A 21,310-nucleotide genomic window follows, 5' to 3' on the forward strand; every position below is an offset into this window, starting at 1 on the left:
AGTATCTGACTTGTAATACTCATCTCTATATAATAATAATCCTAAATCCATATCTTGCTCAATATCCCCGGAATCTTTAATATCAGAGATAAAAGGACGTTTATTAGCTTGTCCTTCCACGCCTCTGTTAATTTGTGCCAAGGCAAGAAACGGACAATCAAACTCCTTAGCCATATCCTTAAATGCCCCTGAAAACTTACCCACCGCTTGCGCTCTATTCCCTGCTGCTCTATCACCTAGCTTTTGAATATAATCCATTACTACTAACCCAATAGTTCCCCTTTCAGCTTTAATTCGGCGCAATACAGAGCGCATTCTTGAAGGGGTTAAGGTATTAGCAGGAGTATCATCAATAATAATGGGTAACTCGGTAAGTATTCCTAATCCTTTTACCAAAGAATCATATTCATCCTGATAAATTTCATTTCGCATTAATCGTGATGAATCTATTTTTGAGTGTATGGCTAAAAACCGTTTAGTTAACTGAGTTTTAGACATTTCTGCTGAGAAGAACACCACAGGAACTTTGTAAGTCATAGCGACATGATTAGCAAGATAAATAGAAAACCAAGTTTTACCCATTGAAGCACGACCTGCAATAATAATTAAGTCTTTTCTAGTAAGACCTCCTGTTAACTTATCTAAGTCGGATAAACCAGTAGAATAACCAGGACTTTTTCCTTCTTCTAATTCATTAAAAACATCCCTAAGACAATCATGAATAGGTTGAGGTTGAAAAGGGTCTTTTTCATCTACTGTTACCTTAAATAACTTTTCTTCTGACTGTTCTAGAATAGAAGGTAATTCCGTTACTGTATCATAGCCTAATTCTTCAATCTCACGGGCTGCATTAATCAGTAAACGACGCTGATACTTATCAACCACTAACGTTGCGTAACGGTCTATATTAACCGCAGAAACCGTCCTATCAAGTAATTGGGTTAATTTATTCTCTCCCCCGACTTTAGTAAAGAGCTTATGGTCTTTTAACCAAGTTTTGACTGTCATAAAATCACAGGGTTGATCTTTATGGTAAAGGTCTAAAGCAGCTTGATAAATTTGTTGATGAGCCATGACATAAAATGCTTCAGGAGGTAAAATATCTGCTACTCTGCTTATGGAATTAGGGTCTAAGAGAATACCGCCTAAAATGCTTTCTTCTGCTTCAATATTCTGGGGTAGTAAATGATTATCCATTATGATTTAGAATTGAAAAGACTACTAAGTTGTTTAAGTTTGTCCAGACTAACTAATTCTTGATTAGATTCCTCTGAAGTTTCATGAATCGTCGGTTTAGATGGCTTATCAACTATCTCATTTGATGTATTAGGCTGTGCTTCCTCTCGAATCATTGATAATAAACAAGCTTCTTGACTGGTAATAGTATGATGATTTCTATACTGTTGAAAAGCATCGATAGCTAATTTAACTTGTTGAGGGTCACGGTTATTTATTTCTTCTTTAAGTTTTGCCCCTACTTTGAGTCCCATTTCTTTAATTAAATTAATAATGTTCTGGGGTATCTTCATTTTCAGGGTTAGAAATAGAAACTTTTTTATCTTTAAAGGGGTTTGTATAGGAATGACTTTACTTGATGAATTTTGAGTGTTTAATAACTCTCGTAACTGTTTTCTCAATCGTTCACATTCATCCCTCAGTTCATAGATTTCTACTACATGACCTCTAAGCTTTTCATTCTGCTGTTTCAGGTCTTTTATTTCAGCTTCTAAAGCCTTAATTCGTTGCCTAGCAACTTCGTGTAAAGTCTTGAGGCTATTGGGTCTTGCTTCTGGTTCTTCTAAAGGATTTAATTGAGTATTTTCCTTTTGTTGAAGTTCATGAATATAAGCTTTAATTTCATCCCATTTGTATAAATAAGAAACTGAACAACCAGCGACCTTAGCAATATTAGCAAAGGTCAAAGATTTCTTTTGAGCTATTATTTCTTGTACAGCCTTTAATACTTGCTCCTTTTTCTGTTCCTTTCGTTGGGCTTGAGTCCGCCTTAAAACCTCCGCTTGTTTTTCTCGGTTATGCTTTTTAGCCATCAGCCAACCTCCTCAACTCAGGAAGCCATTTATTCATGGCCTCAATGGTAGCTTTAGCTTCCTCTGAGGCTAATTCTGCCCCTGCTTTCTCTGCATCTGTTAATCGTTGCTGTTCCCCATGATATTGACGTTCATAGAGAGGTAATTTTCCTGTACTGGGACGAAAACTTGAACAACCATAGCATTTAGGATAAAGATTGACAGGACAGGGAGTTTTGGGGTCAAGGGTGCAGTGTCCGTAAACTACTAAACGAGGGGCTATTTCTAAGTCAAGTTCATGGGCTTTAGGATTTTTTAGTAAGCTTTCAGGTAATGATTGCCAAGGTAAGAACTTATTATTAGGGTTCATCAAAAGTTCTTGGAAGGGTAAATCTACCTCTGCTATCTGTTCTCTTGTTGGCGGTGCATAGTGTTGGAAGGTGGTGCTACTGCTTTTGTGGTCAGCATACAATTGAGCAGCTTCCATACCATATTTAGCCCGAACTTCTTGTAAACGACTATGACGAGTAATTCTTCCTGTAAAGTGTGGTTTCTGTCCATTAGCATCTAAGATATTTTCTTTCTCGATTAACATCCGAATGATACGAACCATCGTGTTTTCGTCAGCATCTACACGAGGTGGCCTTGGTAGAGGCTTAATATTAGGAAAAAATGGATAAAAATTCGGCCTAATATTCCGAAAGTGACAAAACAAATAGGAATAATCTTCACCAAAAACTTTCCTAATCCATTGCTGTTGTTCTTCTATGACTGTCCTTATCTTCCGATTTGCCAGTATTTTATGCCATCGTTTTGTTTTCTGCTGAAAAAATTTGACATACCACTTACCATTTTCTTCTTCTAAGCAATCAAACCCTAATTGACATACATCCCCTGGCCTTGCAGCAAGATAAGCTTGAACTAAATAGTGATGAGCAATAGGTGCAGGTATTTTATCTAAATACCGTTTAATAGATTTACGAGTAACTTCATCTAACCAATCAGCATCATTGTTATTAGTTTTCAAAAAATCACGGCTACGAACTAGCGAATGAGTTTCTAAGTTTAGCCATTCAAAAAAATCTCTTAAATTAGCTAGTTTTCCATTTATGGTTCTACTTTTATTGTTTTTACAACTATCTAAAAAATTGCTAATAGTGTCTCTATTGATTTCATTAAAATCTTTAAGACTTGAAAGAGTAATGATTTTACCAAACTGTCTCAAGGTTATGATTTTTTCCCTTACGCCTGAATCTGAGGAAAATACCTTAGACTTTAGTAAATAGTATAAATATTTTTTAACTTCTTTTCGATACCAATAAGGATTGATTTCTTGAAAGTTTAGTATTTTTTGATAAGGTTTTTCATAAAAATATTCTAACTCCCAGACATCCTCATCAAAAGAAAATGGTCTTACTTTATCTTTCTTTTTATTGCTTACCCAACTTGCCGAATGAATAGAATTAGGATTAAAAGAAATCTTGCAATAGTGGCATTGACACTTACTACTGTTCTCTCCTTCTCCTATTTTGTACACCCATCCCTTTTGTCCATCATGTCCAAAATTACAATCTAAAGCTAAATTACAAATTGAATTATTACGATAGTAATATCTAGTTAACTTACCTTGATTACAGCGAGGACATTCAAATTCTTTATTATATTCTTGATGCCAGTTTACTTTTAATATCCCATCTAAAGTTTGATGCTGAGAAATAGGAGAATGCTTTGACCCAACTCCAGATACTTTACAGGTTAGGGAAGTTCTTTTTTGACATGAGTTGCATTGAAGTGCTAATTTGCAGAAACGATTTTCTCTACGAAAAAACTGAGTAAGTTTTCCTTCTTCACAATATGGGCAATCGTATTCTTCTTTATATTCTTGATGCCAATCAACTTCTAATATTCCACTTAAAGTTTGATGTTGAGAAATAGGAGAATGTTTTAAGCCAATTCCAGGGATTTTACAAGTTAAATAAGTTAGTTTTTTACAGTAATTACATCTAAGATTTAATTGACAAAAATAACTCTTATTAGAGATCAGTTGTGTAAGTCTACCGAATTTACAGTATGGACAATTATACTCTTTATGATAGTTCAGTCCCCAATCAACTTCTAATTGACCCTGTAAGGTCTTGTGAATTGAAATAGGAGGATATTTACGACTACTCATAATTTTGTTCTCCTTTTAAATTTCTCAGTTTTTCTAAACCTTGCAATCTAGTTTTTAATAACTTTAATAACCGATTAATTTCAGTAATTCTCCGCTCTTGTTTTGCAGTTTGTGCTTGTTCTAAATCTTGCTGTAAATGCTGAACATCCATTTCTAACTTTGGTTTATCTTCTAATGTCACTCGATGATGGTCACAACTTAAACAAGAATAACGATACTGGCAATCTCCTAGCATTGTTGGTCGATGACATTCGCCTAATGGCGTACTAATTTTGAGAAGTTCAGCTAATTTTTCATACCTTTTTTTTCTTGGTGTAAAGGTAGTTACTTGACCATACATATCTACATAGCCTTTCGTATTAGCTTCTTTTTCTAACCTTTCTAAAGATCGTTGACGATAATGAGGTAACATATCCAAAGAACCATGTCCTAGTACCGCAGCAATGTATTCATCTTCAGCTTCACAATGAGCCATAATACTCGCTTTTGTGCGACGTAGTTGGTGACTTTTTAAGTGAAAACGATTACCATACTTATCTTTTAAATCTGCTTTTTCACTAAAATCTTGTAGCCAAAGACAAATTAATGTATTAGAAACGAATTCTGGTAAATAGATTGGTTCTATTTCAAATCTTTTTCCATTTCCTGCACCATCTCGAAGGGCTGTAGAAGCTTTGCAAAATAACTTATCAAAATCTGAATCTGAACCTATTTGTTTATCTAAAAACTTCTGTTGTTCTCTAACTAATTCAGCAACCGAAGGATGAACCTGATAGAATCGCCAATGTTTTCTTTTTTGTATCCATCTTAGTAAAAACCAAGTATCTCCTTCTTTTTTAAGACATTGGCGAGGCATTCTTAATATTTCCCCAATCCGACAACCTAATACCAATTGTAGTCTAAATAATCTTTCTAATGGGGGTGGAAATAAATCAAAGTTTTCGTAAACTTGGTGTAGAACTTCTTCAGGAATCGTCTCTATTTTTGGTGTTGCTCTTTTATATTTACGAGGCGTATAAGGAAGTTTTAACCATTCTTCTTCTGCCCATAGCTTTGTAACATAAGTTATAGTTGATTGTCTATTCATTCTAGAACCTTTGCTACCATTGGTAACAAATTTCTGTAAGATTGAATCAGTTAATAACTCTGGTTGATTATACCCTTCTTGGATTAGAAATTTATCTAATTGCTTTAAGTAACAGACCCTTTTTACTACTCCACTTAAACTACATTTTTCTCTGGCACTAGCTAAAGCTGTTAACTTAACTAGGAATTTCAACCAAGGCAAAGAAATTTCCTCAAAATAAATATTACGAGTTCCTTGTATTTTTGATTCTTCCTCAGAATAACCTAATTCTTCAACTGACCAAATATTTTTACTTAATAAAGGGTTATTGATCCATTCTTTACTTAATTCTGAACTACTTATTTTTTTCTGTAATGCTTGTAATGGAAGCGAATTCATTCTTCTTCCTCCCTTTGTAAATAAGCATCCAGACTCATTTCATCTAACACATGGGAATAGATATCTTTGGTTGTAGCGATAGATTTATGTCCCAACAACTGCTGTACATATTGGTCAAGATAACCTGCTTGTAGCATTCTAGTGGCAAAAGTATGTCTAAAAAGATGAGGATGAGCTTTAATACCTGTTCTTTCTTCTAATTGATAGAAAAGGCTATTTAATCTAGCACTAGACATCGGTTTACCAATGTATTCACCTTCTAAGTTGACAAAAAGCATTCCATGTTCCAATTTTTCGGCTTCAGGCGGATATTCTTCCAATAGATAGGCATGAAATGTCTCTTTAACCGCATCTCGGTTATGGATTATGGGTATTTCTCGTTCTGTCCCCTTAGCTGTTGCACTATTCGGGTTATTATCCCGTCTGACAATACGAATTCTGCCTCGACTATCAAAATCGGCCACATCTACTAAATGTAATCCCAATAATTCTCCCCTTCTTACACCTGTTTCCCTTAAGAGCATCACGATTAGTCTATCTCTGTAGCTGTAACAAGCATCGGCTAATTGAGTTACTTGTTCATCCGTTAGACACCCAGGAAAGTTTTTTGGTTCTTTTACTTTGATGCGTTTTCTTTTATCTGGGGTACTTTTAACAATACCTCGTAGAAAACCGCCTCGTTTACCCCAACCGTGTGCTAACTTCGTAAAATGCTTTTCATCTACCCTACCTTCTACAGTGTGGAATTCATAGAATCCTTGTACGGCTGTAATAGCTAGATTAACGGTGCGTGGACTACGTTTTGACATAATTTCTCTTACGTCTTCTGAGATGACTTCTACTTCCCCACCTAGTAGATACCAATTTACAAAGTCCGCTAGTTCATTTAATCCTACTTCTTGCCAATCAAGAGATTTATACTCTAGCCATTGCCAGAAATCTAGTAGCCGACAAGCGTATGTGTTGACTGTATTAAAGGCTAATTGTCCCTTACGACAATAATTTAGGTATCGCTGAATAGGTTCTACTGGTAAACAAGTTTGCTTATCGAATATGCAACAGAACCTTTCCTCTGTCTGAGGATCTATAGCTCGTTCTAACTTCAGCACTTAATCTACATCGTGTAAAATTTTGACCCTTCAACTATATCACATAAATCAGGGTGTGTTGTTGTTGTTTATCTTTATTATGGAATATATAATTATTGTTGTTATAATGCTGCTTCAATGATAGTAAAACAACGAGGTTTAGAACAAATCGCGGTCGGTGCGCCCGTGATCAAACAGCCCAGTAATGGCGGTCTGTCGGGGGAGAAATCCTAGATAAGAGTCTACACGGGAATCCCTCGTCTTTCAGCGAGGGAGGTTCAACACTTATATGAATAATCTTAACTTACCTAATCCTAAAAAGATAATGGAGGCGGTTCCAGCTAATGAAAAATGTGGCAATGTTTAAACAGTAAACAGTTATCAGTTGTTTTTAGCTAGAGATTACAATGAGTCAGAAAGTATTTAAGTTAATTGTCCTGTTGGGGTTGATGTGTTTATTATTCATACAACCTGTTTATGCTGTTGTTAGAGAAAGCAAAATTCCGCCTAATACTGTGCTTTATAAGTCTATACAAACTTGGCGAGATAATTTTAAAAACCCTTGGCAAGTTATTTTTTTTAAAGAAATCAAGGGTGAGAATGAACCAATAATTAATCTTCGTTTAGTCGGGTTTCCTGATTTATATGAATTTGCACATCCTCAACCTTTAATTATTAAAATTCGAGAGGATTTAATCCTACCAGTTCCCGATGTATTTGCTAGTGATCAGGAGTCATTTGCTCCTAATATGGGACAGTATGACTTTACACCGATTCTCAATCAATTAGCAAGTAATAATTTTTGGGTCTTAGAATTACCCTTAAAAAATGGTGATTCTAGTACCATTAAAATTCCTTATTTCATTTTAGAAGAATGGCAAAAAATCATAGCTCGTGATTTACAAAACTAATTAATCGGTAAAATTATTTTTGATATTTGATCGAGTTGACTCCATACTTTTATAGTGATAACTTTAGCATCAATCAATCGTTCCTCATAGGGTAATTTTCCTGTTCCTGTATTCAAAGCATAAGCAGGAAAACACGCACCACTAATACTTATTCTTAAACAGTTCCCTTGAGTAATTTTAATACAAGTGGGTTGTAAAGGAATTTTTATGGGTAATTGCTCGCATTCTATTCTATAGTATCCTTGACTAAAATTATAAACTTTTCCATCGGGTTTAACTTCCGATAAAATAATAGAAATATCAAAGCTTACTGTATCAGCAGTACAATATATTTCCATGAAAGGTGTTCCCTTAATTAATAAATCTTCGGTTAACTTTTCAGAGGTATAAGTTAAGATATCAAAACGATTATCTAATTGCGATCGCTCAAAAGAACCTGATGGAATACTAGCATGACCCCCTAAAGATGGAACAGGCCGCCACGGATCATGAACAATAATATCATTAATATTATTATCAGGAATCGTATTAATTAATTGTCCATCATCTTCTTTAATATTGCCTAACCCTTGACTAAAAATATAGTAATTTTTTTCTTCTTTATTTGTCCAATTTTGAGAATATTTCCATTTATTAGTTCCCATTTCAAACAATGATACGGGTTGAGAATATAAATAGTCTATCTCTTTCCCTTTAAGAAAATGATCAAACCAATCAATTTGATATTGATCAATAAAACTGCAAGCTGATTTTGTATAGTTTTGACTCCCTAGTTTTGACCCCCAAGGAATATGACCCCAAGGACCAATAATGAGATTTTGGGGATAGTTACTATGGCTTTTCATAGCATTATAAAGGTTAAGATTACCCCGTAAATAAGGGTCAAACCATCCCCCAATATGTAACATAGGTAAATCGAGTTTATCGATGAATTTTTTAGGAGATAAATTACTCCAATAATCATCGGGGTATGAATGATTAATCCAGTCATGATAAAAAGAATTAAATGCAACCTCTTTCATCAAATTTGGGTAAGCAAAAATAGGATCAGATAAGGGTAAATTCCGAGATGCTTCATACAGTTTATGAAAAGCATTACTATCCCCTTTTAATCTGGCTGTTTCTGCTGCTAATTGTATCGCCCAACCTAAATTAGTTTGTAAACAAAAGGCTCCGTTTTCATAACCCCAATCATGGTACAAATCATAAGCTACCATAGAAGGGCAAACCGTTTTTAATGCTTTTGGTTGACTAGAAGCTGCATATAATTGAGTCATTCCTTGATAGGAGAATCCATACATTCCTACCATTCCTGTACTGCCAGGTAACTGAGATATCCAGTTTATTGTCTCAAAACCGTCTTTTATTTCGTTAGTAAATAAATCAAAATTGCCTTGAGACGTTCCTCGTCCTCTCACATCTTGAATAACAACAATATAACCATGAGACGCATACCAAATTGGATGAGAATAAACCACCGTAGAAGCAATTCTTCTCCCATAAGGTTGTCGCATCAATAAAATAGGAAAAGACTCGGTGCTGTCGGGTCGATAAACATCAGCATCGAGACGAATTCCATCCCGTGTGGTTAAGGATAAGGTTTCTTGTTTAACCTGATACATTCCTGTAATTGATAAAGGGTTTAGGTTAATTATTTGGGATGGGGTTGCCTCCATAAGTTTCGATTAATTTTTCATCATTGTCATCTGCAATAGTTGCCACTAAAGTGATGGCGCGAGAAATTTCTCCGGGGGATAAATCAGCAACAGCACGCTGACTTAAAACGACAATTTGATTATTCATAATTCCAAAACGAGTTTCTAACGTTTCTTCTCCATTCATCTCTAATAATTTTCGCATTAAACCCAGTTCATCTTTAGCAGGAAGGGTTAACACAGGAGACCAAACAGTTAATAAATCTTCTTCTGTTTCTCCTGTTAGCTGAACATAAGTTTCCACACTGCCATATTGAAACTTCCAAACATATCCTTGATCATCGTGATGCACCATCGCACTGTTATTTTGTTGTAAACTATCGATGACCGTTTCTATTGCTTCTTGATGGCTGACTTCGGTGCTAGTAAAGTCATCCGGTAAAGTATATTCGCTGGTTACGTTAGTCATAATGAAATAATAATGTTGAGTAAGTGGATAGTCTACTTTCTTATTATCTCTCGTTGAGGGAGTCAAAAAACAACATTTTGTGAAGATATCTAAAAATTTGATCCCTCATAGGAGAAAATGGCCTGAGTTGTTATGCTTATTATTATGGTAATGTCCGGTTTTTCCTCAACTTTAGGCCGTGAAACCCTTAAGGCTTCTAATACAGAAGAAGATACGCGATCGCGCATTCTCAAAGCAGCTTTACGTTTATTTGCTGCTAAAGGTTATGATGGCACAACGACTAAGGATTTAGCTAAGAAAGCCAAGGTAGCAGAAGGAACCTTATTCCGCTATTTTCCCAATAAAAAAGCCATTTTAATCGAAGTAGCAACCCAAGGATGGATAGAAATTTTAACTGACTTATTAACCGAATTAAGCGAAATGGGAAACTATAAAGCGGTAGCGCAAGTAATGCGGAGAAGAGTGTTAAGAATGCAGGAAAATAAAGATTTATTACAAGTATGTTTTATTGAAGCGCAATTTCATCAAGAATTACGGGAAAAAATACAATCAGAAGTGATTATAAAAATGACTGATGTAGCAGAAGCTTTCTTTGAAACTGCGATGGAAAAAGGCATTTATCGTCGGACGAACCCTAAAATTGTTGCTCAAGTTTTCTTAGGAATGTTTGCGATCGCAGGGTTTTCTTCAGATACAATTATCACCCCGGAAGCCTCTCCTAAAGCGTTACAGGAGATGGCCGAGGGGATAGCAGATATATTTTTGCATGGAGTCTTAGCTTGATATTAATACATTAAAAAGTACAAAATTTATTTAATATTCTTGTACATAGTTGGGATGAACCCAGAGAAAGTCTCCGCGTTTATTTTGAACTCTTTCTAATCCACCAAAACTAGGATCTTTTTGTTGTAAAAGATGATGTAACTGTCTTAGAATAGAGCCACTAGCTTTGATTACTTGAACCGAATTAGAACCAGATGACTCATATTCCCAGTCATCATTTTTAGACCCCCATTTATCTAATAAATCATTTCCTTTGAGTAAAGAATCAGTAGATTTAACCCCGAATTCAAGTTGTTCTGCGATCGCTTTATATTCGGTATCATCAGTGTTTATTTTTACGGTAGGAATCGCTACAGGTAAAGCAAGTTTAAGGGTTGTAGAAATAACTCGAATGATAGGGGAAGCTTTTTGAAACCACTCTCTTGTTAATTCAATTTCATAAACTCCACTACTATCATTATTATTAATCATTGGTAGTGGAAGACGGGAATGTTCACACCATAAAGTAATACGAAAGGGTTCTTTTATCCAATTTTTTAAATTGAAGAAATTTTTATTAATGGGTTCAATATGAAATAATCTAGGACCGTCTTTTGCTGGATCACTTAATGTATTTAATAAGAAGTTGAACTTTTCATTAGATACCGTCATAGACGTTTTTATTTCGGTACTTAAGTTATTAACTTGAGCATCTAAATTATTCATAGATTGATTCATTCTAATCATTTCTTGACGATGTTTTTCAAGGATAGAAATCAGTTTATTTTGATTCCATTCTTCTGTAATTATATTAACCGCCATTAAATCATCAATCTTATGAAACTTACGACAAACAGGACAACGAACTTTAGGAATTTCTTCTTGTTTAGATTCTATAATTTCATCTTTTTCAATTAATCCTTGACAGGTATCAGTCGGACAAGGGATATATAATCTAGGATCTAATCCTTTCCAAAATCTTTTAACTAACCCCATAATTTCCGAAGAAAGATAACCTAAAAAACCTTTAGGATAAGCTGCTCTCACAGTAATATAAATATCCCCGTCTCTGTCTTCAATAAAAGCGCGTCCTTCAACTCCATTATCTAATAACATTCCCGTCTTCCAATGACAACTATTATTATAGTTTTGACGACCCAAAGAATAAGGATGAAATCTAACAATTAAACGATAAATTAATCCTTCTGCTTGTTCTGTTCGTCCTGTTTGAACATCAGTAATACGACAAACTTCTGTTAATTCTTTATCTCCTGATTTCAAAACCCATTCATTTTCCCAATGTTGAGGACGTTGACTAGGAACTAATTGAGCAATTAAATTAGTAGGTGGTGCATCAACATCCGGTAGTTCAACTTGATAGGAAAGATCACACCGTTCCATTAGTTTACAAAAAATAGGATGTAAAGCTTCAGGATAACGATCTTCACCCCGTTTAGGGTCATTCCATAACTCACTAAGTTGTTGATGAGTAGCTAAACCAAAATTGTTTTTTACTTCTCTACTTTCTAAGACAAAACTAATTGCTTTACTTAACCATTCAGGTTTCAGAATTATGGTATCTTTAAGAACAGGATCATGTTTATAATAAATTAAATAACCTAATTCATTAAGAAGGGTTAAATAGGTTTTTGCTAAAGCTAAATCAATCTTTTTATAAAGACAAATTTCTAGAAACTGTTCATAAGTAATCCAAGAATTAACTTGACTTTTTTCTCGAATTGTGTCTAAAATTATTTTCCAACTGGCAGGAACAGAACGACGAATCATAGGCATTTCAGTCGCTATTTTGGCCAGTTTATTTTCAAGAATTTCTAATCCTTCTGTTGTATAACTATCGACATGATGAAAATCAACAATTAAGTCATCAAACTCATTACGTAATAATTGTTCATCAATATGATCTAAACGTTCTTTTAGTCCACCATGAGTGGCAATCACTAAAATTCGGGGTTGATAGTCTTCTTGTTTCTCATCATAAGTACGATGTTTAATCATTTTAATCCATTCATCCACTCGACAATTTTCTGGTCCTCGACGTGGATTCCAAACCGCTAAATAAATAGCTGGAGTGGTAAAAAACATTTGATGAGTATAACGATAAATATTTTGTCCCCCAAAATCCCAACCATTAAATGTTATTTCTGTATTAGATTCTTTATCAACAAGAATAAGTGATTTAATATCAATTTCTACACCATGAGTGGTTGGACGATTTTCAATCCATTCATCTCCTCTAAGTGCAGCTAGTAAACTGGTTTTACCGACTTCTCCTTCTCCTACAAAAATTAGTTTGACTTCATTTAAAATAATTTCTTTTTCTTGTTGCGATTGTAAGTATATTTTCAGTTTCTTTAAACCTTGTTCATAGATTGATTGTAATTCAGGGTTTAATGGATTATTAGAGAGGTAGAGTTGTTCAAGAGAATGTAATTGAGTGATTTCTGGTGGTATATTACTTATTTGATTATTAGAGAGATAGAGTTGTTCAAGAGAATGTAATTGAGCAATTTCTGGTGGTATATTACTTATTTGATTATTAGAGAGATAGAGTTCTTGAAGAGAATGTAATTGAGCAATTTCTGGTGGTATATTACTTATTTGATTATTATAGAGGTAGAGTTGTTCAAGAGAATGTAATTGAGCGATTTCTGGTGGTATACTACTTATTTGATTATTATAGAGGTAGAGTTGTTCAAGAGAATGTAATTGAGCGATTTCTGGTGGTATATTACTTATTTGATTATTATGGAGGTCGAGTATTTCAAGAGAATGTAATTGAGCGATCTCTGGTGGTATCTCACTTATTTGATTATTGTGGAGGTAGAGTATTCTAAGAGAATGTAATTGAGCGATCTCTGGTGGTATCTCACTTATTTGATTATAAGAAAGATCGAGTTTTGTCCATTTTTCTAATTTGGCTTTTTTTATAAGATCCAATAGTTCATCATTTGTCATAAAATTATCTCTTAATCAGTTATCAGTCATCAGTCATCAGTCATCAGTTATCAGTTACTTGTACTCAGCTATGCCGAAGTATCAGTTTTTTAGTTTCTTCATACTTCTTCAAGAAAAATGCTTTTAACTAGCTTGAGTTCGGGATAAGCTGAAAAACTAATTTTATCCTTATTTGAAAAACCTATTATCTCGTTAATAATCGTTTAACTCCGAACTCCGAACTCTGAACCCCGAACTCAGGTTAACTGTTAACTGCTACGTTCAAGAAGTTCCTGAAATTCGTCCAGTGAACCGATAGTGATTCCTTGTCTATGTAACGTTTTCAATAATTCTAAATCCTCAATTTGGTTAATTTTCTCAATTAAATCTGAAGGTAACATCTCAAAGCGAACTTCTAACACTTCAATCACGTTTTCACGGCTACCTTGTAGAATACCCTCCGATATTCCTTCGGATCTTCCTTCTTGGCGTGCTAACCGTTCAAAACTGGTAACATAAGGCATCTTTAAATCCTCCTCGAAACTCATAATTTCCTGTTTAAATTGACTTTCGATGGACTCTGGTAAACTCATCATCCAATCAATTAATCTGAATAACTCTAATATATCCTGTCTGCTATATCCCCGTTGATACAAACTTTTGGCGATTCTTAATTTTCCTTGATAACGTTGATCGGGATCTTGGTTGGTTTGCTGTGTGGTTAAATGAGCAGCCACAATCACCGCAAAAGGATTATTATCAGTTAAACTCTCGCTTCGTCCCTGATAATCCAACAATTTAACCGCAGGAAACAAAAAATTAACCTCACATCCCCATAGTCCATTTTGATATTGATTCGGTCGCCAAGAATCCTGATTATCAGCTAACACAGCTAAACTGACCACAGACCGCCGATACATATCAAAAATGCGATAATTATAGACATACATCCGTTCAGCAAAGTCAGAAGCAGCTTGACTCTGGATTTCAATATGAATTAGTACCCAGACTTCGGCCCCATCTCCTCGCCAAACCTTCACTAATTTATCTGCTTCTCGAAGACCTATTTCTGCATCCCTAACCACCTGTTGAAATTCCTTATCTAAAAATTCATAGCCACGACTCCAATTAATATTGCCATTAATTTCAGGAAAAAAGAAAGCCATAAACGGTTGAAAGTACAGCGATAAGGCTTCTTTCCAGGGATTATCATAATCGGCACGTTGCTCTGTCATTATTGTCCTAAATTATTCTCAATTATCTATAGTTTCATTATTTGATTAAAATGTTTAGCAACAACAAAAACAAAAGAATTCAGGGTGTTATCACCAATGACAGATAATAAAACAAAATATATCTTATCTATTGATTTAGGAACCACCGGCAACCGCGCTATTATCTTTAATCATCAAGGGGGAATGATCGGCCAAGCCTACAAAGAATTAACCCAACATTATCCTCAACCCGGCTGGTTAGAACACGATGCCCTAGAAATTTGGCAAGATACCCTGAGCGTCTTAGAACAAGTCTTAGAAAAGACCCATATTGCTGCAAAAGACATTGCAGCCATCGGTTTAACGGTACAACGGGAAACCTGTCTCTTATGGGATAAAACCACAGGTAAACCCCTCCATAAAGCCATCGTTTGGCAAGATAGACGCACCTCCCCGATGTGCAGTCAATTGAGAGAACAAGGCAAAGTAGAAGAGATTGAAAACCGCACCGGATTAGTATTAGATCCTTATTTCTCTGCCACAAAATTAGCTTGGTTAATAGATTGGGTAAAAGAACATAAACCCGACACCAATTTTGATAATGTGATTGCTGGAACCGTCGATACTTGGATGTTGTGGAACCTAACTGGCGGAAAAGTTCACGCCACAGATCATAGTAACGCCTCTCGTACTATGTTGATGAATCTTGATACTCGCAACTGGGATGAAACCCTACTGGATTTATTTAACATTCCAGCCCAGATTATGCCGAAAATTAAACCCAGTATGGGGATGTTTGGTCACACCGATGCTGACTTATTGGGAGTAGAAATTCCCATTACCGCTATTTTTGGAGATCAACAAGCAGCCCTCTTTGCTCATGGTTGCAATCGTCCGGGGTTACTGAAATGCACCTACGGAACTGGGGCTTTTCTCATTGTACAAGCAGGCCGTGAGGTGATGCGTTCTCCCAATGGTTTACTATCTACCGTTGCTTGGACTAAGGATCAATCTACGAATTACGCTCTAGAAGGGGCTATTTTTACTGCCGGAGCTTCTATTCAATGGTTACGGGATGGTATTAAATTGATTAACAGCGCAGCTGAAACCGAAGCTATTTGTAATCAACTGGCCGATACCAATGGGGTTTATTTTGTACCTGCTTTAAGTGGTTTAGGCGCACCCCACTGGGATATGTCAGCGCGAGGGTTGTTTATGGGTATTACTGGCGGTGTCCAGCGAGAACATATGGTAAGGGCGGTGTTAGAAGCGATCGCTTATCAGGTAAAAGAAGTGGTCGACGCAATGAATAAAGATTCGGATTTATCTGTGGCGCGGTTGAAAGTGGATGGCGGTGCGTCTCAAAATAACTTTTTAATGCAGTTCCAAGCAGATGCTTTAGGGGTTCCCATTGAACGTCCAGTTGTCTTGGATGCGACAGCACAAGGGGCTGCTTTCGGAGCAGGTTTAACGGTGGGTTATTGGGATAATTATGATGATTTGATCGCTTGTCGTAAAATTGATCGCGTTTTTGAACCAGGAAAAAATGCAGATGCGGTACAGGAGAACTTTTCGACTTGGACAAGAGCCGTTGAACGAGCGAAACATTGGATTGAAGAGTAAGGTAGTCGGGAGCAGAGGGAGCAGGGAGCAAGGAGAAATATTTATATTCTTCCTAGTCTTCTCATACTCCCTAGACTTCGCCAACCTTATACTAACTTTCAAAAGTTATTAGAGACTTAACCTCACACCCTACACTCCACACTAGATATCTCTAGTTATTTCTAAGAATTGGTATTACCCAGACTTAGCTTGAGAACTATGACTACGGGGATCAGTGGTTGGGTTGTTTGTATTTTTTAACTCGGAGGTTTGACCCGTAGAAGCAGCATAGGGTAAGGTTTCATGGTCAATTAAGGCGTTTAAGTTGGCTTCCATTACTGATGGGGGTTGTTCGCCAATGGTTTGAGCGATCGCTTTTCCCTCATCGTCAATAAAGACAAAATGAGGTATCCCATCAACACGATAACGAAGAATTTCGGGCAACCATTTATTATTATCCACATTTAACATGACGAAGTTGACCGAATCCCCATATTTTTGCTTCAATTGAGCTAATTCGGGAGCCATGGCCTGGCAACTGGTACACCAATCAGCATAAAATTCGGTTAAAGTCGGTTTTCCATTTTTCATCGCCACTTCAATAGGGGTTGAGTCCTTAGCTTGGCCTTCTAAGGAAACGGAACCAGTTTGGGTTTGAAAGCCAAAAAATATCGCTATACTAAGAGCAATGGCAGCAAAGGCAATGATACTATTTCTGATACGATTAGCATTAACAATTTCAGACATATAACTTATTAAAGAAAAAAGATTTTTACGTCTCATCTATTTTATAATACTTCCCCTTTTTTGGAGGTTAATGTCAATTTCTGAACTTGAGTTAAATCATGAAAAAACGAGTCACTCTTACGTTTCCAAAACGCACCGTACAAATGCCGTTAACCTATCGTTTAGCTAAAGATTTTAATATTGCTTCTAATATTATTCGCGCTCAAGTTGCTCCGAATCAAGTGGGAAAATTAGTATTAGAATTATTAGGGGATATTGATGCTATTGAAGCAGCCATTGATTGGATGCAAGCTCAAGATATTGGTGTATCCTTAGCCAGTCGAGAAATTAGTATTAATGAGCAACAATGTGTAGACTGTGGATTATGTACTGGGGTATGTCCTACAGAAGCTTTAGTGCTTGAACCCGAAACCTTTAAGTTAACCTTTCGGCGATCGCGTTGTGTCGTCTGTGAACAGTGTATTCCTGCTTGTCCTGTGCAAGCGATTTCAACTACTTTTTAAATAATAATGTGGCAGTTTTATTCAAATTAAAGATAGAATCTCAATTAATTGAGCGAGCTTCAATAAAAATACGTTTAACTTCATGATGAGAAGCCCAAATATCTGCTTTAATTCGACGAATAGCGACCTCAATTTGATCAGAAGTTAAATCATCTTGAAACTCGATACTCAAAGCTAATAAAATGTCCGTCGGTCCAAGTTGCAGCGTGATGGGAGATTCTACTTTGTAAACGGATGTGTCTTTGACCACAATATTTTTGATACTATCTCTGACTTCAGGAAATGCGCTTTCTCCTATCAATAAACCTTTTGTTTCGATAACCAGTACAATAGCGACAATTGTAAGAATAACTCCAATAATAATAGAGGCTAATCCGTCGTAAAAAATTGTACCTGTCAATTCACTCAAAAATACCCCTAAAATAGCCACAACAATGCCTAATAGTGCTGCAGTATCTTCAAAAATCACAACAAAAGTAGTCGGATTTTTACTACGGCGCAGAGCTTTCCAGAAGTTAATATTGTTGTCGGAGCGTTCTTGATTAAACTCCTGCACAGAAATAAAAAGAGCAGTTCCTTCAAATACGGCAGCAATAGAAAGAACTCCGTAACTTACAATAGCGTTAGTAGATTCTCTTGAATCATGAAAAGACTTAAATCCCTCATAAATTGATATACCACCTCCCAGAGCAAAAATTAGAACGGCAACGACCAAAGACCAGAAATAAATTTCTTGGCCATGTCCCAAAGGATGATCCTCATCAGGCTCTTTTTTACTCCGTTTAAGACCATACAGTAGTAAAACCTCATTGATTGAGTCAACAACTGAGTGAATTCCTTCAGATAACATAGCTGAACTACCGCTAATAGCAGCACCGAAAAACTTAGCCACGCCAATAGCTATATTGGCAATCATGGCAGCGTAAATTGTGCGAGTTGATTCTTCTGGCATATAAGCAACAAGAAATGTGACTTTTTTTATTGATAAAGAAAACTTTCTAAATATAACATCGAATGGACAAATTATGTGAGATTTGACTGTCGTTAACTACTTTTAGAAAAACTCAGGTGAGTAAGGAAATTATTGAGATATGGCTGGACGACATTGGGAAGAAGTTAATCTTCTTAGTAACTGTTCCTAAAGAAAAAAAGAAAGAAATTGACTGGGAAGAACGAAATACATGAACATTATTTTAGAGGCTTGTGCTGTTGTTACTTGTTTACGATCTTAAGAAGGAATTGAAATTAAAATAATAAAAATTCAACCATTTTGTTAAAGATGAACAGTTCACAAGTATCTTGCTATTTTAGAATAAGGATATTGACTTAATGACAGGAAAATTGTCAATTGAGTATCAATATTAGGGGTAACAGTCATGAGAATTCTTTTAGTGGAAGATGACGAACGAATTGCTAATGTTTTAGCTGCCAGCCTAACTGAACAAAGATACACCGTTGATATGGCTGGTGATGGGGAAAAAGGATGGGAATTTATCGAAGCCTTTTCCTATGATTTAATCCTGTTAGATGTCATGTTACCGAAACTAAACGGCATTGGTTTATGTCAACGGATTCGTCAGTCAGGTTGTAGCATTCCTGTTCTCATGTTAACAGCAAAAGATACTAGCGAAGATAAAGTTACTGGGCTAGATGTAGGAGCAGATGATTATGTGGTAAAACCCTTTGATGTACCTGAATTATTAGCACGAATTCGTGCTTTATTAAGACGGGGTAATGTTGCACCTAATCCGATTCTAGAATGGCAACAATTACGCCTCGATCCCAGTAGTTATGAAGTGACTTATAGCGATCAAATATTACATTTAACTCCTAAAGAATATGGATTATTAGAGTTATTTTTACGCAACGAAAATTTAGTGTTAAGTCGTAGTGCTATTTTAGATAATCTCTGGTCATTTGAAGATCCTCCTAGTGAAGAAGCAGTAAAAGTTCATATTAAAGATTTACGAAAAAAATTAAGAAAAGTTGGCGCACCACCTGACTTTATTGAGACAGTTTATGGCGTAGGCTATCGACTCAAACAAGGATAAATCATCAACAATTTAGAAGTCAAAAAAGATTGAGATGAAAACGAAATCTAAACAAAAAACCCTTGATCACCAATTTAAGGCTTTACGATGGCGTTTATTACTGTCTTACTTATTAGTTATGGTAGCCATTCGTTTAATTTCAAATGTATTAATTTATCAATTGTTTGCTCATGGTTTATATGAACAGTTGGATCAGCGTTTAATTAATTTAGCCCAATCAGCAGCCCATAGTTTAATTGACATTAAAAATAATCCTAAAGCGGTTGATAATCCAGCCTATCGGGAACTGGATCAAGATGGAGATTTAGATATTGCTTGGCAAAACCTCCGACAACCTCAACAAAGTGTAGAATGGTTTGGCGATCGCCAAGAACCTTTAGCCCATTCTGGCAACCTTAAACCCTCGTGGCCTTTCAAAGTAGGTTTTCAAACCGTTAAAGGGGGAAAAATTCGTATTTTAACGATTGTTGCTTATCATGATCCCGAAGAAAAACGACATTTAGAAGGCTATGTAAGGGTTAGCGAGTCTACTCAGTCAATTGAAGCGGTTTTAAACCGATTACGCTGGAAATCCACCGTTGGGGGTATGATCGCCCTAGGATTGATTGGTGTGGGGGGGATGTGGTTAACCCGACAGTCTCTTAAACCCATTGAACAAAGTTTTCGACAATTAAAACAGTTTACTGCTGATGCGTCCCATGAGTTACGCAGTCCCCTAACCGCCATCAAAACCTCTGCAACCCTCTTAAAAAGCCATCCTGAGCGATTCCAAGCCGAAGATATTCCGAAACTGGATATTATTCTCAGTGCCACTGATCAAATGTCCCATTTAGTAGAAGATTTACTCTTATTAGCCCGTATGGACGGAAAACGGGAGATGACCCGTCAAAGGTGGCAAAAAATCCCTCTCATAGAATTATTAGAGGATGTGGTGGAATTTTTAGAACCCAACGCGGAAGGAAAAGACATTACCTTACAATTATTCTGTCTTAAGGATGCAATCATCAAAGGCGAAAGCCATCAATTATTACGGTTATTTTCTAATTTAGTAGAAAATGCCTTACAGTACACTCCCATCGGGGGAAAAGTAACGGTTAGCTTAAAACAAGAAGATAAATCCGCCCTGGTGATGGTAGAAGATACCGGCATTGGTATCGCAGAGGAAAACTTACCTCATATTTTTGATCGGTTATGGCGAGAGGACACCGCCCGAAGTTATCGCCCCCAAGGATCAGGGTTAGGGTTAGCCATTTCCCAAGCGATCGCTCAACACCACGATGGAAAAATTACTGTTAAGAGTCAAGTGGGTATAGGTAGCTGTTTTCAGGTTCGTCTACCTTTAGTTAGTTAGAGAAAAATTTTAGATCAACCCGACTTCCTTACTATCTTTCCCTACAGTAATAAGTAACGAAGCAAAGAGTCGTTATTACAGTTTAGGAGTAAGTCTTATGAATCGTGAAGATGGACAAGTTTTATGGATTACCGTGATTACGTCTGCTTTTTCTTTAGTTCTCACCTTTGGGTTTGCTTTTTAACTCATATCTTGCACCTTCGATACAATTAGCCAGTGATGATAGGCAACAGGTTTTTATTTTGATGCTAACTTAATTGATTACCCTCTCATGATTATTAAGTTTATTTGTTCTAGTACAAGATGTCAGTAAACCCCTTCTAGTGTCGATTTTGCA

General features: G+C 36.1%; 17 protein-coding genes and 1 pseudogene. 7 read left to right on the forward strand and 11 right to left on the reverse strand.

All coding sequences use genetic code 11. The features are described from left to right. From dnaB to CY0110_RS19080, 5 genes are all read right to left on the reverse strand, one after another. Positions 1-1,197 (reverse strand): replicative DNA helicase (gene dnaB, locus CY0110_RS19060; protein WP_008277158.1); only part of this gene is annotated, 1,197 nt, incomplete at its 3' end. Next, positions 1,197-2,048, reverse strand: coding sequence for a DUF6262 family protein (locus CY0110_RS19065; protein ID WP_008277159.1), 852 nt, complete (start codon positions 2,046-2,048; stop codon positions 1,197-1,199). The genes dnaB and CY0110_RS19065, both read right to left, overlap by 1 nt. Next, positions 2,041-4,200 carry a tyrosine-type recombinase/integrase gene (locus tag CY0110_RS19070; protein ID WP_008277160.1) on the reverse strand — a complete coding sequence of 720 codons (2,160 nt, stop codon included), beginning with the start codon at positions 4,198-4,200 and terminating at the stop codon, positions 2,041-2,043. Before CY0110_RS19070 ends, CY0110_RS19065 begins: the two co-directional genes overlap by 8 nt. Next, positions 4,193-5,665, reverse strand: a complete 1,473-nt coding sequence (locus tag CY0110_RS19075) for a site-specific integrase (protein ID WP_008277161.1) — start codon at positions 5,663-5,665, stop codon at positions 4,193-4,195. Before CY0110_RS19075 ends, CY0110_RS19070 begins: the two co-directional genes overlap by 8 nt. Then, positions 5,662-6,774: a tyrosine-type recombinase/integrase gene (locus CY0110_RS19080; RefSeq protein WP_008277162.1), complete on the reverse strand. Its 1,113-nt coding sequence runs from the start codon at positions 6,772-6,774 to the stop codon at positions 5,662-5,664. Before CY0110_RS19080 ends, CY0110_RS19075 begins: the two co-directional genes overlap by 4 nt. A gap of 262 nt (positions 6,775-7,036) precedes the next feature. On the opposite strand from CY0110_RS19080, the pseudogene CY0110_RS31000 reads away from it, so the two are divergent. After that, a pseudogene (locus CY0110_RS31000) lies at positions 7,037-7,120 on the forward strand (MBL fold metallo-hydrolase); the annotation flags it as partial. Positions 7,121-7,160: 40 nt separating this feature from the next. Then, positions 7,161-7,664, forward strand: coding sequence for a DUF3122 domain-containing protein (locus CY0110_RS19085; RefSeq protein WP_008277163.1), 504 nt, complete (start codon positions 7,161-7,163; stop codon positions 7,662-7,664). On the opposite strand, the gene CY0110_RS19090 is transcribed toward CY0110_RS19085, so the two are convergent. Further along, a complete protein-coding gene (locus CY0110_RS19090; protein ID WP_035800041.1) occupies positions 7,661-9,286 on the reverse strand; it encodes a CocE/NonD family hydrolase in 1,626 nt (541 codons plus the stop codon). The genes CY0110_RS19085 and CY0110_RS19090 overlap by 4 nt on opposite strands. 25 nt (positions 9,287-9,311) lie before the next feature. Beyond that, positions 9,312-9,788, reverse strand: a complete 477-nt coding sequence (locus CY0110_RS19095) for a YbjN domain-containing protein (protein ID WP_008277165.1) — start codon at positions 9,786-9,788, stop codon at positions 9,312-9,314. 150 nt (positions 9,789-9,938) lie between these two features. Between CY0110_RS19095 and CY0110_RS19100 the strand changes: the two genes are divergently transcribed. Then, positions 9,939-10,571 (forward strand): TetR/AcrR family transcriptional regulator, encoded by a 633-nt coding sequence (locus CY0110_RS19100; protein ID WP_198139208.1) that lies wholly within the window; start codon positions 9,939-9,941, stop codon positions 10,569-10,571. A gap of 30 nt (positions 10,572-10,601) precedes the next feature. Here CY0110_RS19100 and CY0110_RS19105 read toward each other — a convergent pair whose 3' ends face one another. Further along, positions 10,602-13,526, reverse strand: a complete 2,925-nt coding sequence (locus CY0110_RS19105) for a leucine-rich repeat domain-containing protein (RefSeq protein ID WP_008277167.1) — start codon at positions 13,524-13,526, stop codon at positions 10,602-10,604. Between the two features lie 248 nt (positions 13,527-13,774). Beyond that, complete coding sequence (locus tag CY0110_RS19110; RefSeq protein WP_008277168.1) at positions 13,775-14,740, reverse strand: RpnC/YadD family protein; 966 nt, start codon at positions 14,738-14,740, stop codon at positions 13,775-13,777. 96 nt (positions 14,741-14,836) lie between these two features. On the opposite strand from CY0110_RS19110, the gene glpK reads away from it, so the two are divergent. Then, positions 14,837-16,342, forward strand: coding sequence for a glycerol kinase GlpK (gene glpK / locus CY0110_RS19115; protein WP_008277169.1), 1,506 nt, complete (start codon positions 14,837-14,839; stop codon positions 16,340-16,342). Between the two features lie 174 nt (positions 16,343-16,516). Here the strand turns inward: glpK and CY0110_RS19120 are convergent, their stop codons facing one another. Continuing rightward, complete coding sequence (locus tag CY0110_RS19120) at positions 16,517-17,068, reverse strand: thioredoxin family protein (protein ID WP_035800031.1); 552 nt, start codon at positions 17,066-17,068, stop codon at positions 16,517-16,519. 98 nt (positions 17,069-17,166) lie between these two features. On the opposite strand from CY0110_RS19120, the gene CY0110_RS19125 reads away from it, so the two are divergent. Continuing rightward, positions 17,167-17,571 (forward strand): NIL domain-containing protein, encoded by a 405-nt coding sequence (locus tag CY0110_RS19125; protein ID WP_008277171.1) that lies wholly within the window; start codon positions 17,167-17,169, stop codon positions 17,569-17,571. A gap of 40 nt (positions 17,572-17,611) precedes the next feature. On the opposite strand, the gene CY0110_RS19130 is transcribed toward CY0110_RS19125, so the two are convergent. Continuing rightward, positions 17,612-18,523: a cation diffusion facilitator family transporter gene (locus CY0110_RS19130; RefSeq protein ID WP_008277172.1), complete on the reverse strand. Its 912-nt coding sequence runs from the start codon at positions 18,521-18,523 to the stop codon at positions 17,612-17,614. 424 nt (positions 18,524-18,947) lie between these two features. Here CY0110_RS19130 and CY0110_RS19135 point away from each other — a divergent pair, with 424 nt between their 5' ends. Next, the gene (locus CY0110_RS19135) at positions 18,948-19,622 is read left to right on the forward strand and encodes a response regulator transcription factor (protein ID WP_008277174.1); all 675 of its coding nucleotides are present in this window, start codon (positions 18,948-18,950) and stop codon (positions 19,620-19,622) included. Positions 19,623-19,656: 34 nt separating this feature from the next. Beyond that, positions 19,657-20,973, forward strand: a complete 1,317-nt coding sequence (locus CY0110_RS19140) for a sensor histidine kinase (protein WP_008277175.1) — start codon at positions 19,657-19,659, stop codon at positions 20,971-20,973. The last annotated feature ends 337 nt before the right edge of the window (positions 20,974-21,310 follow it).

The organism is Crocosphaera chwakensis CCY0110, from assembly GCF_000169335.1.
Taxonomy (GTDB): domain Bacteria; phylum Cyanobacteriota; class Cyanobacteriia; order Cyanobacteriales; family Microcystaceae; genus Crocosphaera; species Crocosphaera chwakensis.